This window comes from Pedobacter immunditicola (genome assembly GCF_037482985.1).
GTDB lineage: Bacteria > Bacteroidota > Bacteroidia > Sphingobacteriales > Sphingobacteriaceae > Pedobacter > Pedobacter immunditicola.
On record NZ_JBBHKC010000004.1, the window covers coordinates 374,883 to 389,064 of the forward strand.

17 protein-coding genes and 1 pseudogene are annotated in these 14,182 nt (G+C 42.3%); 14 read left to right on the forward strand and 4 right to left on the reverse strand.

Annotation, left to right across the window (positions count from 1 at the left end; translation table 11 throughout):
- The first annotated feature begins 2 nt into the window (after positions 1-2).
- Entirely contained in the window at positions 3-254 is a 252-nt protein-coding gene (locus WG905_RS09060; RefSeq protein WP_339591395.1) for a DUF6814 family protein, read from the forward strand.
- Between the two features lie 11 nt (positions 255-265).
- On the opposite strand, the gene WG905_RS09065 is transcribed toward WG905_RS09060, so the two are convergent.
- Positions 266-1,453, reverse strand: a complete 1,188-nt coding sequence (locus WG905_RS09065; RefSeq protein WP_339591396.1) for a class I SAM-dependent rRNA methyltransferase — start codon at positions 1,451-1,453, stop codon at positions 266-268.
- Positions 1,454-1,490: 37 nt separating this feature from the next.
- Between WG905_RS09065 and WG905_RS09070 the strand changes: the two genes are divergently transcribed.
- The 11 genes and pseudogenes from WG905_RS09070 to WG905_RS09120 form a co-directional block, all read left to right on the forward strand.
- Positions 1,491-1,826 carry a tRNA-binding protein gene (locus WG905_RS09070; protein ID WP_339591397.1) on the forward strand — a complete coding sequence of 112 codons (336 nt, stop codon included), beginning with the start codon at positions 1,491-1,493 and terminating at the stop codon, positions 1,824-1,826.
- Positions 1,827-2,297, forward strand: a complete 471-nt coding sequence (locus tag WG905_RS09075) for a nucleoside deaminase (RefSeq protein WP_339591398.1) — start codon at positions 1,827-1,829, stop codon at positions 2,295-2,297. It abuts the gene before it with no gap.
- Positions 2,298-2,377: 80 nt separating this feature from the next.
- Positions 2,378-2,989, forward strand: coding sequence for a superoxide dismutase (locus WG905_RS09080; RefSeq protein ID WP_339591399.1), 612 nt, complete (start codon positions 2,378-2,380; stop codon positions 2,987-2,989).
- A gap of 207 nt (positions 2,990-3,196) precedes the next feature.
- The gene (locus WG905_RS09085; protein WP_339591400.1) at positions 3,197-4,069 is read left to right on the forward strand and encodes a helix-turn-helix domain-containing protein; all 873 of its coding nucleotides are present in this window, start codon (positions 3,197-3,199) and stop codon (positions 4,067-4,069) included.
- Positions 4,070-4,213: 144 nt separating this feature from the next.
- Positions 4,214-4,753 (forward strand): YceI family protein, encoded by a 540-nt coding sequence (locus tag WG905_RS09090; RefSeq protein WP_339591401.1) that lies wholly within the window; start codon positions 4,214-4,216, stop codon positions 4,751-4,753.
- Between the two features lie 86 nt (positions 4,754-4,839).
- The gene (locus WG905_RS09095) at positions 4,840-5,799 is read left to right on the forward strand and encodes a ring-cleaving dioxygenase (protein WP_339591402.1); all 960 of its coding nucleotides are present in this window, start codon (positions 4,840-4,842) and stop codon (positions 5,797-5,799) included.
- A 45-nt stretch (positions 5,800-5,844) separates the two neighbouring features.
- Positions 5,845-6,480 carry an alpha/beta hydrolase gene (locus WG905_RS09100; protein ID WP_339591403.1) on the forward strand — a complete coding sequence of 212 codons (636 nt, stop codon included), beginning with the start codon at positions 5,845-5,847 and terminating at the stop codon, positions 6,478-6,480.
- Positions 6,481-6,490: 10 nt separating this feature from the next.
- Positions 6,491-6,844, forward strand: coding sequence for a cupin domain-containing protein (locus tag WG905_RS09105; protein WP_339591404.1), 354 nt, complete (start codon positions 6,491-6,493; stop codon positions 6,842-6,844).
- Between the two features lie 13 nt (positions 6,845-6,857).
- The gene (locus WG905_RS09110) at positions 6,858-7,571 is read left to right on the forward strand and encodes a pirin family protein (protein ID WP_339591405.1); all 714 of its coding nucleotides are present in this window, start codon (positions 6,858-6,860) and stop codon (positions 7,569-7,571) included.
- Between the two features lie 110 nt (positions 7,572-7,681).
- A complete protein-coding gene (locus WG905_RS09115) occupies positions 7,682-8,464 on the forward strand; it encodes a glycoside hydrolase family 3 protein (RefSeq protein WP_339591406.1) in 783 nt (260 codons plus the stop codon).
- 15 nt (positions 8,465-8,479) lie between these two features.
- Positions 8,480-9,712, forward strand: a pseudogene (locus tag WG905_RS09120) (glycoside hydrolase family 3 N-terminal domain-containing protein); the annotation flags it as partial.
- Here WG905_RS09120 and WG905_RS09125 read toward each other — a convergent pair.
- From WG905_RS09125 to fcl, 3 genes are all read right to left on the reverse strand, one after another.
- Complete coding sequence (locus WG905_RS09125) at positions 9,709-11,025, reverse strand: DUF5690 family protein (protein ID WP_339591407.1); 1,317 nt, start codon at positions 11,023-11,025, stop codon at positions 9,709-9,711. The pseudogene WG905_RS09120 and the gene WG905_RS09125 sit on opposite strands and share 4 nt — an antisense overlap.
- Before the next feature lie 108 nt (positions 11,026-11,133).
- Positions 11,134-12,066, reverse strand: a complete 933-nt coding sequence (locus WG905_RS09130) for a hydrogen peroxide-inducible genes activator (protein ID WP_339591408.1) — start codon at positions 12,064-12,066, stop codon at positions 11,134-11,136.
- Between the two features lie 8 nt (positions 12,067-12,074).
- Complete coding sequence (gene fcl, locus WG905_RS09135; protein WP_339591409.1) at positions 12,075-13,001, reverse strand: GDP-L-fucose synthase; 927 nt, start codon at positions 12,999-13,001, stop codon at positions 12,075-12,077.
- Positions 13,002-13,094: 93 nt separating this feature from the next.
- Between fcl and trmB the strand changes: the two genes are divergently transcribed.
- A complete protein-coding gene (trmB, locus tag WG905_RS09140) occupies positions 13,095-13,745 on the forward strand; it encodes a tRNA (guanosine(46)-N7)-methyltransferase TrmB (RefSeq protein WP_339591410.1) in 651 nt (216 codons plus the stop codon).
- A 73-nt stretch (positions 13,746-13,818) separates the two neighbouring features.
- A complete protein-coding gene (locus WG905_RS09145) occupies positions 13,819-14,145 on the forward strand; it encodes an MGMT family protein (protein WP_339591411.1) in 327 nt (108 codons plus the stop codon).
- Positions 14,146-14,182: the final 37 nt, after the last annotated feature.

A 14,182-nucleotide genomic window follows, 5' to 3' on the forward strand; every position in this document is an offset into this window, starting at 1 on the left:
TCATGAACAAATTAAAAAAGGCATTGGGCCTATTTTGGATCCTGCTCGGCCCGGCATCAGTCATCTTCCTGTTTATGCAGGCTTACGAAAAAACCGGCCTTGCTGCGGCAGGCGCAGATAAGACAAATACAGCCCTGCAATGGGGCATTATCCTGTTTATCTTTATTCCGATTAGCGCAGGACTGGTTATTTTCGGGTATTATGCATTGAAAGGAGAGTATGATCAGCTCCCTTCAGAGGACAGTAACCTTTAGGGGCGCTCTCGCTAAAGGACCCGCAGTAATAAGCCCTTTAAATATTCACCTTCAGTAAAGGAAACACGGATAGGGTGGTCTTCAGGCTGGTTGAACTGCTTAATGATCTGCACCTCCCTACCGGCGTCTAAAGCAGCCCAGGCAATGATTTGCTTAAAAGTATCTATGTCTACCGCTCCAGAGCAGGAAAACGTTGCCAGTAAGCCTCCACTTTCCAGCAGGTACATGGCGTGGCGGTTCAGGTCTTTGTAAGCACGTGCAGCACGGTCTAACGCAGATCTTGAAGGTGCATATTTAGGGGGATCCAAAACAATGACGTCGAACTTTTTACCCTCTTCTTTAAACTGACGCAGTTGTTTGTTGACGTCAGACTGTATGCTGGTCTGCTGACTTTCATCATAACCGTTTAAAACTACGTTATGTTGCAGTGTTTGCAGGGCAAGGGCCGAGCTGTCTACACTCGTTACATGACTGGCACCTTTACTTAAGCTGTTAAGCGAAAAACCTCCGCTATAGCTAAAGCAGTCCAATACATGTTTATCCTTCACATATTCTGCTAAAATTCGGCGGTTATCCCGCTGGTCGCAATAGAATCCCGACTTTTGACCTTCAGCGATATTGATATGGTAAAGGATACCATTCTCTTTAACTTCAATAAACTCCGGCGGCATCTCTCCCCAAAGCAGGCCCTGGGCTATTTCCAGGTTCTCATGCGTACGGGCATTGGCGTCACTTTTATCAAAAATACCTGCAGGCTTTAATTCTTCTTTTAAAATATCAATGATATCCTGCTTAACGGTTTCCATGCCTGCACTTAAAATTTGCAGGGATAAGAAATTAGCATATTGGTCTACAATGAGTCCCGGCAAGAAATCAGCCTCACTGAACACCAATCGGCAGGTATTCGTCTGCTGGTCCTGTAAAACAGGCTGGCGGGCGGCGATGGCATGCTGCAGTTTTTGCTGATACCAGGCTTTATCAATAGTGATGCTTTCATCCCATTCCAATAACCTTACAGCCACCCTAGATTGAGCATTGTAATAGCCATAAGCCAGAAATTCTTTGTCGGCTGCCCTGACCACTACCACTTCCCCGTTTAAAGGACTTCCCTTAACCTTGTCTATTGCGCCTGAAAAGATCCAGGGGTGGCGTTGCAAGGCCGCTTTTTCCTTACCTTTTTTGAGGATTACTTCAATCATGGGGCAAAGTTAAAAAAAGAGCAGTATTTTTACCAAGATGGAAGAAATTAACTGGAACGACTTTGAGAAGGTAGAGCTTCGTGCAGGGACCGTTCTGGAAGTATTGGATTTTCCAGAAGCCAGAAAACCAGCTTATCAACTGAAAGTTGATTTTGGAGAGTTTGGAATAAAGTGGAGTTCTGCACAAATCACGAAGCATTACTGTGCCGAAACGCTGGTGGGAAAACAAATAGTAGGCGTGTTGAACTTTCCGAAGAAGCAAATCGGTAAATTTATGTCGGAGTTTCTGGTGACTGGATTCGCGGATGAGAATGGTGATATTGTATTAACAACGCTGGAACGGCAGGTGCCCAACGGCAGTAAATTAGCTTAAATGTATTTTAATTTTACGGGGGAGAAAGATCCACAGCAAGAGGATGAGCATTATATGCGCCTGGCTTTGCAGGAAGCGCAGAAAGCTTTTGATGCAGATGAAATACCAATTGGGGCCATTGTGGTCTGTAAAGGCAAGATCGTTGGCAGGGGTTACAATTTGACCGAACAGTTAAATGATGTAACTGCCCACGCGGAGATGCAGGCATTTACAGCTGCCAGTCAGACGCTCGGTGGTAAATACCTTAAAGATTGTACCTTATATGTAACCATTGAGCCATGTGTGATGTGTGCTGGTGCCAGCTACTGGATGCAGATTAGCAGGATCGTTTTCGGCGCAAGGGAAGAAAAAAGGGGGTTTATCAGTAAGGGAGTACATTTGCTGCATCCGAAAACTATTTTAAAGCAAGGTGTTCTGGCACAGGAATGTGGGGCCTTGATGACGCGGTTTTTCGCCGCCAAACGCCGGTAAACTTACATAGATTTGAACAAAAGTTAACTTGTGAATGTTATATTTGTCTAATAATTATTTAAAACTTAAATCATAACATTATGGCTTTTGAATTACCTGCGTTACCTTACGCAACAGATGCACTTGAACCGCATATTGATAAACAAACCATGGAAATCCACCACGGTAAACATCACCAGGCCTATGTAACCAACCTCAACAAAGCCTTAGAAGGCAAGCCAGAGGCTACACAAGGTTTGGAAGAGATTATCAAAAATATAGATCAATTTCCTGCTGCGGTTAGAAATAATGGTGGCGGTCATTTCAACCACTCTCTATTCTGGGAAGTAATTGGTCCAAACAAAGGTGGTGAGCCTACAGGTGAATTAGCAGAAGCAATCAATGCTGCTTTCGGTTCTTTCGCAGATTTCAAAACTAAGTTTGCTGAAGCTGGTGCAACCCGCTTTGGTTCAGGCTGGGCTTGGTTAAGTGTTGGTGCTGACAACAAGTTAGTCGTTTCATCTACGCCAAATCAGGATAACCCTTTAATGAACGTTGCAGAAGTGCAAGGAACACCGGTTTTAGGAATGGATGTTTGGGAACATGCTTACTATTTAAAATATCAAAACAGACGCCCTGATTATATTGCTGCATTCTGGAATGTAGTTAATTGGGATGCTGTTGCTGAACGTTTCAAAAAAGCGACTGCTTAGTATATCGCTTTTTAATTAGTTCAATTCTTGAACTTTCTAGTGTAGTCCCAACCCAAAAGTTGGGACTACTTAGTTGATACCCTTCTATACACCGTTCTTAAGCGCTCACACCTAAGATTAGCGGTAGCGAAAATTTAAACATCTTGTACCGTTATGGTATGATTTGTATATTTAAAAAAAAGGGTTTTATGAATATCATCATATCATATGTCTATTAGCTACCCAGTTCTAAATATTAATCAGTCTGAAATAGATGTTCCATTTGAGATTCATACGATGAAATGGATCGATCAAAACAGACATCAGCAAAATTCAACTCCGCACAAGCATAATTATTTTGTGATCGTTTGGGTTCAGAATGGCTCAGGGCTTCATTACATTGATTTCGACAAATATGAAATAACGAACCATACCGCTTACTGCATATCTCCGGGGCAAGTACATCTTCTAAAAGCAAATGAACAGACGGAAGGATATGTGATATCCTTTACCGCTGATTTTTTATGCCTTAATGAAGCGAATTTTGATCTGATTTTTAACACCGGTCTTTTTTATAATTTCACACACTCACCAATCATTTCAGTAACACCAGAAATGGCAGAAGAAATGGAAGCTGTAGTTCAGAAGATAGAGAAGGAGTTTAAAAACTATTACCTATTGCGGTCAGAGATCATCCGCGAATACTTAAAAATATTCATGATTTACCTTACGCGGCAGTTTAAAAAGACAGATGATAATGAACACCATAGCCGGAACGTGGAATTGGTAAAGAATTTTATCACCTCATTAGAAAACAATTTTGTGTCTAAAAAGATGGTGTCAGATTATGCTGCCGAACTTTCAGTAACCCCAAACTACCTGAATGAGATCGTAAAAAAGGTATCTGGATTTTCTGTCAGTGATCATATCAAAAGACGGGTCATCTTAGAAGCTAAACGTCATATTTTATACCTGGACCTCAGCATGAAGGAAATTGCCTATAGCCTCGGCTTTGATGACTTAGCCCATTTTAGTAAATACTTCAAAAGCGCAACAGGAATGAGCTTTTCTGATTTTAAGAAAACCGCCGCGCTATTGTAATCCAAATTACTGAACCCTTTCCCTTTTTGCTTCTTATACATTATCTTCCTGTTTCTCAACCGATGATATGTACAATAATTGAATGGATCTGTCCATCGGTTGCCTTTCCTGTAACACCTACTTTTGTATTGTTAATTAAAGGTTATGGTAAAACAACAAAAAGAAACAATTTGGTACATCGATCCAGTGCACACCAAGATCGGTTTTAGAACAAAATACCTTATGCTTACCTCAATTTCAGGATGGTTCCAGGAATTTGAAGGTATAGTGATGACGGATGATCAATTCAACCCCACTCGGATACAATTAACGATATATACAAATTCCCTTATTACAGGTAACGAAGAAAGAGACAGTCATTTACGCTCTGCCGATTTTTTCGATGCAAAGAAATTCCCGATCATATCTTTTAATTCAAGCGCTATCCATAAAAAGGATGCTACAGTGGAGGTGACCGGGCAACTGGGCATTAAAGCAATCAGGACAACAATCAGCTTCAATGCGGCTTATTTAGGTTTCACCAATGATCCCATGGGTAATGTTAAAGCGGGTTTTGAAATGGATATAGGGTTAAACCGGAAAGACTTTGACCTATCCTGGAATCAATATTTTGACAAATCCGGGGTGTTATTGTCTGATGAGGTCACTGTTCTTTGTGATGTCCAGCTCCTTAAAATAGCATAAAATTTAGCCATTTCGCTAACGACAACAACTCGCTAAAATCTAACAATTAGCGACAAATTTTTATCAAACAAGTACAATCATATATTATGGAAAATAAAATATTAGGCCTGCATCACATTACGGCCATTGCAAATAATGCGAAGCGCAATTATGAGTTTTACACAAAGGTTCTAGGCTTAAGGATGGTCAAAAAAACCGTCAACTTTGATGATCCGGGCACCTATCACTTTTATTTTGGTGATGAAATTGGCACTCCCGGAACCATTCTTACTTTTTTTCCCTGGGAGGGAATTGGGCAGGGCCGTACGGGTGTAGGCATGGCAACGGATATAGGTTATTCAGTACCAACGGGCAGTCTTCAATTCTGGGCAGACAGGCTGAAGCAATACAAGGTGAGACATGATGAAATTAAAGAGAAATTTGGCGAACAATACCTTTCTTTCCAGGATCCTGATGGGTTGAACATTGACCTGATTGTTTCAAATACGGCAGATCATAGAAATGCTTGGGAAACCGATGAAGTAAAAGCAGATGTTGCTACAAAAGGTTTTCATAACATTACCCTTACCTTAAGGAATAGTGAAGCGACCGCCGAGATATTAACTGATGTTTTGGGTTATCAACTGCTGAAACAAGATGGTAACAGCTATCGTTTCAAAACCGACGCGATAGAAACCAGTGCTATCGTAGATATTCTGGAAAAACCTACTGCAGCACCAGGTTACAATGCCGCGGGGACTAATCATCACGTAGCATTCAGGGTTAAAGATGATAAGATATTAATGGAATACCGGGAGAAGATTTTGAGCAGAGGTTTAAACATTACGCCAAAAATTGACCGTGATTACTTTTATTCCTTATACTTCCGTGAACCAGGTGGTGTATTGTTTGAACTTGCGACTGATAATCCGGGATTTACCAAAGACGAGGCGGTAAGTGAATTGGGCACACGCCTTCAATTGCCGAAACAATATGAATCGGATCGTGTTGAAATTGAAAGAATTTTGCCTTCAATCGATAACATAGTCATCGGTGAAAAGCCGTAACTAAGCATGAAAGGACATGCCCACAAATAATTTTAAAAGATGAACATGGAAAATAAACACAGTAAGAAAATAGTAACAGCAGGAAAGAATTTAAAACAGGCGAACAAGGTTTTAATCATGATCCATGGCCGTGGTGGCAGTGCGGAAGACATACTTTCTATTTCACCGCATTTCGAGGTAAAAGACTTTGCCTTGCTGGCCCCACAGGCTACAAACAGCTCCTGGTATCCCTATTCTTTTATGGCGCCCCCTACAGAAAATGAGCCATGGCTTTCTTCTGCATTGGCCGTAATAAAAGAAATTGTAGATGATGTGACTGCCGAAGGTATTGCTAAAGAAAACATTTACTTTCTGGGTTTTTCACAAGGTGCTTGTTTAACCTTGGAATTTGTTACCAGGAACGCAGCAAGATATGGCGGCGTTACAGCTTTTACCGGCGGTTTAATTGGAGATCAAATTTATACGGAGAATTATACCGGGGACTTCGCCGGAACACCAGTCTTTATAGGTACAAGTAACCCGGATATGCATGTGCCAGTTGAAAGGGTGTATGCTTCCACGAAATTCCTTAAAGGGATGAATGCTGACGTCACTGAAAAAGTTTATGACAATATGGGCCATACCATTAGTCAGGATGAAATTGACATCGCTAATCAATTGATATTTAACCCACAACTTTAATCATTAAATTATGTTCCCACTTACAAGAATTTATACCGACAGTAATGGCGATTCAAGGTTTGAAGATCTTTCCATTCCCATGAACGATGCAGGGGAGATTGGTAAATTATCAGAAGGTCTGCCGGTTGCGTCCCTTATTTTTCGTGAAAACAGTCCGTCGTATGACTATGATTTCCATAATGCACCGCAAAATCAATACCTTGTACTTATTGACGGTGGCATAGAAATTGAAACTTCCCTGGGTGAGAAAAGACAATTCCAGACAGGCGAAGTTCTTTTGTTAGAGGATACCACCGGAAAAGGGCACAAGACACGAAATCTTGAGCCGGAAAAGAGAAAATCTATTTTTATAACGATACCCTAGTTACCCTAATATTATGCAAGTACAGCATTTCCCGGCATCAGAAAGAGGACTAAAAGATATAGGCTGGCTCAAAAGCAATTTTGTTTTCAGTTTTGGCGATTACTATCAACCCAACCTGAGTAGTTTCGGAACATTGGTTGCTTTTAATGACGATTATGTGGAGCCTGGGAAAGGCTTTGGCATACACCCTCATGCCAATATGGAAATAATCTCCATCATGCTGCAGGGTAAAATGAATCATATAGACACCTTGGGTTACAGCACAACCGTTCAAGAAGGTGGGGTACAAATCATGAGTGCCGGTTCGGGATTGCGCCATGAAGAATATAATATCGGGGAGGGGGAGGTCAACTTTTTGCAAGTTTGGATACAACCCAAATTACAAAATATAACGCCCCGTTACCAGCAACGAAGTTTTCCCCGTGCATCCAGAAAGAATAAGCTCCAAACGATAGTTTCTGGTGAAGAAGGCCCGGCGCATTGCTGGATCAATCAAAACACGAAACTAACGCTAGGTTACTTTGATGCAAGAGCAGAGGTTCCCTACGAACTTAATTCCATTAATAAATGCCTTTTTATTTTTGTCATCGATGGTGCCATTGAAATTAATGATGCCCTGTTACAAAAAAGGGATGCGATCGGCATCTGGGAAGCAGACCGGATTTCCATTACGTGTATGAAGGAAACCGAGTTTTTAATCATAGAAACACCCATCAATCAAAAGTAATACGAGCACTGTTCTTCTGGTTTATGGATACTTGCATAAAATACGTGAAATAGCCAAAGGCTAAACAATTCCTGGTATAAACCGGTATACTTTATTAAGTACCATAACCCATGAACAAACTTTACTTCCTTGGCATCAGCTGTGTTGCCTTAATTTCCTGCAACATGGAAAAAAAGCCAGAAAATTCCCAACCCGATTTAGGTAGCCGTTCTGTCAAAATTATCGAGGCAGAAGGCCTTAAATTCAAAGACCTTAACAAAAATGGTAACCTGGATCGTTATGAGGACTGGCGTTTAACGCCTACGGAAAGAAGTAAGGATTTGCTGGGTAAAATGTCTTTGGAAGAGAAGGTGGGTATGATGCTTATTGCAGATATGCGGATGTTCAACGAAGCGTTTATGCTGGAAGCATCCGGACAAACTGAACCGATTAACAGTGCATTCAATGAGAAAGATGTTTTGGCAGATAAAAACCAGTTTACCGGCGAAAAGCTTCCTTACCCCGTTTTGAGCGCCGTAGGAACGACCAAAGGGGTATTGAAAAATAAATTGCGTCATTTTATCTGGCGTACGACTACAGCACCTGCCGATACCATGGCTGCCTGGGCAAACAAGGTTCAGGCCCTTGCAGAGAGCGATAGCCTTGGTATCCCGGTCATATTTGCTTCTAATCCTCGTAATCATCTCTCTGGCGGTGGCATGGGTGCAACAGCTTCTGCTTCTGTAGGCTTTGCGAAATGGCCTTCTGAGATCGGTTTAGCAGCCATGCGTGATTCTGCCATGGTTCATAAGTTTGCTGATATGGCCCGACAAGAATGGCTGGCTACAGGAATCAGAAAAGGCTATATGTGTATGGCCGATCTGCTTACCGAACCGCGGTGGCAGCGGGGTTAAGGTACTTTTGGAGAAGATCCTGCTTTAGCTGCGCAGACTATAGCGGCCATTACATGGGGTTTCCAGGGTGATACCTTGAACAACCGGTCTGTTGCGCTGACAACCAAACATTTCCCCGGTGGAGGTGCTACCTATAAAGGTTTTGATCCTCACTATACTTATGGACGTAATGCGGTGTTCCCTGGGGGCCAATTTGAAGCTAATTTATTGCCATTTAAAGCAGCCATTAAAGCCGGAACTTCTTCCATCATGCCTTACTATTCCTTACCTAAGGATACCAAGTATGAAGAAGTAGCCTATGCTTACAACAAGGGCATCTTAAGGGATTTGTTACGTAAGGAACTAGGCTTTAAAGGGATCATCAACTCTGATACCGGGCCGATCGAATCCATGCCGTGGGGTGTAGATCAGCTTACTATTGAACAGCGTTATGTGAAGGCTTTAGAAGCAGGCTCAAACATGTTTGCAGGTAATGCAGATCCAACCCAGCTGATCGCCGCGATAAAGGCGCATCCTAAAGTGATGACTTATGTAGATGAATCGGTGCTGTTGCTGTTGCAGGAGCTTTTTAGACTTGGCCTATTTGAGAATCCCTATGTTGATGAAGCAAAAGCAATAGAAACCGTGGGCAAAGCGGAGTTTGTAGATGCCGGTAAGGAGGCGCAGCGGAAGTCAATCGTTCTCTTGCGCAACGAACAGAAGAGATTGCCTTTAGCTGCTAAAACCAAGGTATATTTCGAAGATTATCAAAAACCCTATAAAAACGCTAAACCAGGAGCAGGAAGCGTATATTCCAAAACTTACGAGAACCTGACCTTTGTTGCTACACCTGAGGAAGCAGATGTCATCCTGTTATGGTTAAAACCTGCCATGCGTCCTTTATTCCCTGCAGATGATTCTCCATTGCGGGTAGACCTTTCTCATTGTGCGGTGGATGTTAACTATGTCAACTCACTCACGGCTAAAAAACCTACTGTCCTGGTGGTTAATTACTCCAACCCTTTCGTTATTGATGAAATCTACAATGATCAAACAAAGGGGCGTTTCCTTGGGGTGTTGGCTACTTTTGGTGTTGACCCGGAGGCCTTGCTGGATGTAGTGACAGGCAAGTTCAAGCCTGGTGGTAAAATGCCTATTACAACGCCTGTGAATGCGAAAGTGGTTGAAACCAATAAAGAAGACCTTCCAGGACATATGGAACCGGAGGGTTATGCCTTATTCCGTTTCGGCGAAGGCCTGACTTATTAATTTCTATGTGTAACCACAGCATCAAAAGGTGTTGCCAGCTTGACATCTTGCTGTTTGTGTTTCAGTCTGAAATAGAGTGCAGAAAACACCGTTAACAGCAGGCCAATAACCGACAGCGCGATTACACTATTGGAGAAGAAAGTCACCCAGTTCAGTTGTACCTTAAATATTTCTTTAGAAAGCAGTACACCCACGCTGCCGATGTAACCGAAAGAATCTGCAAGGTAGATCAGGAAGCCCACGTTACCTGCATATTTGAAGGTCGCAATTAGCCTTTCGAAAAATACGGCGTTGAAAGGGATATAAACCATGTATAAGCCCAGGCCAACGGTAGTCATCCACCATAAAGGTGATAAATTGCCGGTTACATAACCCAAAGTAGAAAATCCTGCCAGTAAGAACCCAAGGCCAATGAAAACATGTGCGAGCATCAATGCCTTAAAGCTATTGCGGATCATCACCATGCTGCCGATCAGTACAAGGATGATGAGCGTAATAGGTGTTTCTGTTTTTGTGAATATCGCAGGCTGATCAAAGTAGCCCATTTCCTTCCACATCTCTGCGCCGAAATTATCCCGGATGTCCCGGAAAATTGTGGCAAAAACATAAATCAAGATACAGGCGGCAAGGCCAGGCAGGAACCTTTTAATGAAAGCGTTGCGCTGTTCAGCATTCATTGGCGTACGTTCCATCCGTTCAGCAATATCCTGTGCAGAAGGCATCGGTATTTTCTCCATCAGGTATACAAACAGCAGCAGTGGAACAGCGAATAGAAGTCCGGTATAAAAGGGCACCCAAAACTCCGATAGCTGGAACTCCAGCATCAACCATCCGCCTGCAGAACGAACGAAGCCTGAGGCAAAAATAAAGCTTACAGCCAGGGCAGCGCCAATAAAATCAGTGCCCCGGCGGCCTTCAATATAAGAGAACACCACGCCCCATAACATCCCAAGAGGGAAGCCATTGACAAAAAGGAAGATAATATTGTAGGGAGCAGGAACCAGCGCAAAAAACAGCCAGCTTAGCCAGGAAATACCCGTTAAAACGAGGATGATAGCACCTCTGCCTGTTCGTTTGAGTTCAGAAATATACTTTACGCCGTAGAATTTCGCCAGCATATAACCCAACACCTGAGCTATTACCAGGATGGTCTTATAGCTGTAACCGGCGACCATTATCCCGTCGAACGTCGCCACCGTGAAAGATTTACGAAAGCCGAAGATCATGGTATAAGCAAGAAATACCACGATAGCAGCGTAAATGTTAATTTTTAAGCTGCTTCCGGTAATGGGCTTGGTGTTAAAAATGCGCATGATCTAAATAAATTTAGAAGCAAGATAATAATTTAACTCAAAGCCTAAAGTAAAAAATCAGGTATTAATGCAGTAAATCTATATCCCTATGCAGCAAACCCGGTTACCTTAGATTCCGATAACGTCTTTTTTCTTTTTGTGTTTCATGGTTTTGGGAACGACCTCCATTATTTCTTCCTTAAAAGCGTTCAGCATTCTTTTCTTGATGAAATTCTTATGTGTCACCAGGCTGATTTCACGAACGGGTTCGGGGGTTTTAAATGGCCTGATTTTGCTGAGCTGCTTGTTGCTCAGCTCTGCCAGTGCCAGTTCCGGAATAATGGTAGCCCCATTGTTGATGTCAACCATTTTAATCAGCGTCTCTACGCTTCCGGTATTATAAGTAAGTCCCTGAAGCCTGTTTTCTTGTGTAGTCCTGCAAATATTGAGCACCTGCGAACGCATACAATGCCGCTCGTTTAACAGCCAGATGTTTTCTGATTCCAGGTCTTCTGGATCTATGGCTTTCTTTTTGTAAAGTTTGCTGTTTTTGCTGATATAGGTTACAAAGTTCTCATAAAACAGCGGGTCCTCGATAATCGATTCCTCCACGAGGGGTGTGGCCAGTAAGCCGCAATCCAACACGCCGGTTTTAAGGTGGTGAATGATATCCTCAGTGGTATATTCCCAGATCAGGAGCTTCAATCCGGGGTACTTTTCCATCATCGTGGCAATGACTTGCGGTAAAAGGTAGGGGGCCAGGGTAGGGATAATTCCGACCTTAAGTTCGCCGGAAATATCCTGCTGCTGACTATTGATAATTTCTTTTACTTTATGACTTTCCTGGAGTACAATTCTGGCCTGCTCAATAATTTGCGAACCAATTTCTGTAGGGGTTACAGGTTGCCTGCTGCGGTCAAAAATCTTAACATTCAGCATTTCTTCGAGTTTTTGCACCTGCATACTCAAAGTAGGTTGGGTAACGAAACATTTTTCTGCCGCCCCAACAAAGCTCCGGTAAGTGTCTACAGCTACAATGTATTCCAGTTGAACCAGCGTCATAATTGTATTTAATTTTTAGCTAAAAAATCCTGATAAGCAAGGTTGATTCCAGTTTCCAGGTCTACCTTGTGCTTCCAGCCAAGGCTGTGCAGTTTTGAAACGTCCATTAACTTACGGGGCGTTCCATCCGGCTTACTGCTGTCGAACGTTAATTCCCCTTCAAATCCAATCACCTTTTTGATCAGTAAGGCCAGGTCTTTGATGGTTAAATCTTCACCGGTACCAATATTGATCAGGTTATCTTCATCGTAATTCTCCATCAGGTAATAACAGGCATCCGCCAGGTCATCTGCAAATAAAAACTCGCGCATGGGTGACCCTGATCCCCAGATGGTCACTTCCTTATCGCCATTAACTTTCGCCTCATGAAATTTACGGATCAGTGCAGGCAGTACATGGGAGTTTTGAGGGTGGTAGTTATCATTGTAACCGTATAAATTGGTCGGCATCACCGAAACAAAATTACAGTTATATTGTGCACGGTAAGCATCGCACATTTTGATGCCGGCAATTTTGGCGATGGCGTAAGGCTCATTTGTTTCTTCCAGTAGGCCAGTCAACAGGTATTCTTCTTTCAAAGGCTGCGGCGCTAACTTCGGATAAATGCAGCTGGAGCCCAGAAACATCAGTTTTTTAACACCATGGACATAAGCCTGGTGGATCACATTATTTTGTATACAAAGGTTTTCATACAAGAAATCGGCACGGTAAGTATTGTTTGCAATGATGCCCCCAACTTTAGCTGCTGCCAGAAATACATATTCCGGTTTTTCGGCTTCAAAAAAGGAAGTAACTGCATATTGATCACGTAAATCCAGTTCCGAAGATGTTTTGGTAACCAGGTTGGTATAACCTTGCTGTTGTAACTTGCGATAGATTGCCGAGCCCACCATACCCCGGTGACCAGCCACGTAAATTTTTGAATGTTTTTCCAATGTATATATTTTTTGTAAACAAAAGTACGAATTAGAAACGAACCTATCTATCAACATATTTAATTGTATTTTTGCCAAAAAAAATAACAAATAGTGGGTAAGGACAAATTAAGAAAGTTTGCGGAAATAGATACTTTTTCTAACGTCTATCAATTGGAAGAAGGAAAGCCACTCCGCGGAAAATGGGCACAGCAGCATTTTAAGAATGATCATCCGGTAGTATTGGAGCTTGCTTGTGGTAAAGGAGAGTATTCTGTTGGCTTAGCCAGGATGTTTCCGGAAAAAAACTTTATCGGCATCGACCTTAAGGGAAACCGTATCTGGCGTGGGGCGCGCACAGGGGTTGATGAGGGCATTACTAACCTTGCTTTTTTAAGGATACAGATTGAAGATATAGTAGACTACTTTGGCGAAAACGAAGTGGATGAAATCTGGATTACTTTTCCCGACCCGCAGCCACAAGACAGCAGGGAAAAGAAACGCTTAACCTTCCCCGGATTTTTGGATAGATACAAAGGCTTTTTAAAACCTGGCGCCAGGATCAATTTAAAAACCGATAATGATGGCCTTTATAATTATACGGTTGAAATAGTAGAAGAATTAGGCTTAACTTGTCATAAGAAAACAGCTCATCTTTACCTTTCTGAATATTATGATGAGGTGCTGAAGATCAAAACCCATTATGAAAGGATTTACCTGAAGCATGATAAAAACATCAATTATATCCAGTTTTCATTGGTATAATAATTGTTTTTCATCAGTATATAATTTGTTTTTAGAGGTGATAAAGCTATCTTAAGTTCAAGCAAGCCAAATTATGGAACAGACCTTTTACGAGCAAGTGTATGAAGTGGTTAAACTGATCCCAAAGGGTAGGGTTACTTCGTATGGCGCTATTGCAAAAAGCCTGGGTGCGGGAGGTTCCTCCCGGATGGTCGGTTATGCTATGCGTTATGCGGGTACGGTTCATCCGCCTTTGCCGGCACACCGGGTGGTGAACAGCAGTGGGTTGCTGACAGGCAAATTTCATTTCAATCCGCCTGAACTCATGGTGGAGCTTTTGGAAAAAGAGGGAATAAAGGTGAAAAATGATAAAGTACAGAACTTTAAAACTCATTTCTGGGATCCTTTAACCGAACTTTAGCAAACGGATGTTTCCATACTCGTAAATTATAAATATA

Bases quoted from the DNA above. Each gene is read 5' to 3' on its own strand.
- WG905_RS09060 (WP_339591395.1), top strand. From the start codon at position 3: ATGAACAAATTAAAAAAGGCATTGGGCCTATTTTGGATCCTGCTCGGC.
- WG905_RS09065 (WP_339591396.1), bottom strand. From the start codon at position 1,453: ATGATTGAAGTAATCCTCAAAAAAGGTAAGGAAAAAGCGGCCTTGCAA.
- WG905_RS09070 (WP_339591397.1), top strand. From the start codon at position 1,491: ATGGAAGAAATTAACTGGAACGACTTTGAGAAGGTAGAGCTTCGTGCA.
- WG905_RS09075 (WP_339591398.1), top strand. From the start codon at position 1,827: ATGTATTTTAATTTTACGGGGGAGAAAGATCCACAGCAAGAGGATGAG.
- WG905_RS09080 (WP_339591399.1), top strand. From the start codon at position 2,378: ATGGCTTTTGAATTACCTGCGTTACCTTACGCAACAGATGCACTTGAA.
- WG905_RS09085 (WP_339591400.1), top strand. From the start codon at position 3,197: ATGTCTATTAGCTACCCAGTTCTAAATATTAATCAGTCTGAAATAGAT.
- WG905_RS09090 (WP_339591401.1), top strand. From the start codon at position 4,214: ATGGTAAAACAACAAAAAGAAACAATTTGGTACATCGATCCAGTGCAC.
- WG905_RS09095 (WP_339591402.1), top strand. From the start codon at position 4,840: ATGGAAAATAAAATATTAGGCCTGCATCACATTACGGCCATTGCAAAT.
- WG905_RS09100 (WP_339591403.1), top strand. From the start codon at position 5,845: ATGGAAAATAAACACAGTAAGAAAATAGTAACAGCAGGAAAGAATTTA.
- WG905_RS09105 (WP_339591404.1), top strand. From the start codon at position 6,491: ATGTTCCCACTTACAAGAATTTATACCGACAGTAATGGCGATTCAAGG.
- WG905_RS09110 (WP_339591405.1), top strand. From the start codon at position 6,858: ATGCAAGTACAGCATTTCCCGGCATCAGAAAGAGGACTAAAAGATATA.
- WG905_RS09115 (WP_339591406.1), top strand. From the start codon at position 7,682: ATGAACAAACTTTACTTCCTTGGCATCAGCTGTGTTGCCTTAATTTCC.
- WG905_RS09125 (WP_339591407.1), bottom strand. From the start codon at position 11,025: ATGCGCATTTTTAACACCAAGCCCATTACCGGAAGCAGCTTAAAAATT.
- WG905_RS09130 (WP_339591408.1), bottom strand. From the start codon at position 12,066: ATGACGCTGGTTCAACTGGAATACATTGTAGCTGTAGACACTTACCGG.
- WG905_RS09145 (WP_339591411.1), top strand. From the start codon at position 13,819: ATGGAACAGACCTTTTACGAGCAAGTGTATGAAGTGGTTAAACTGATC.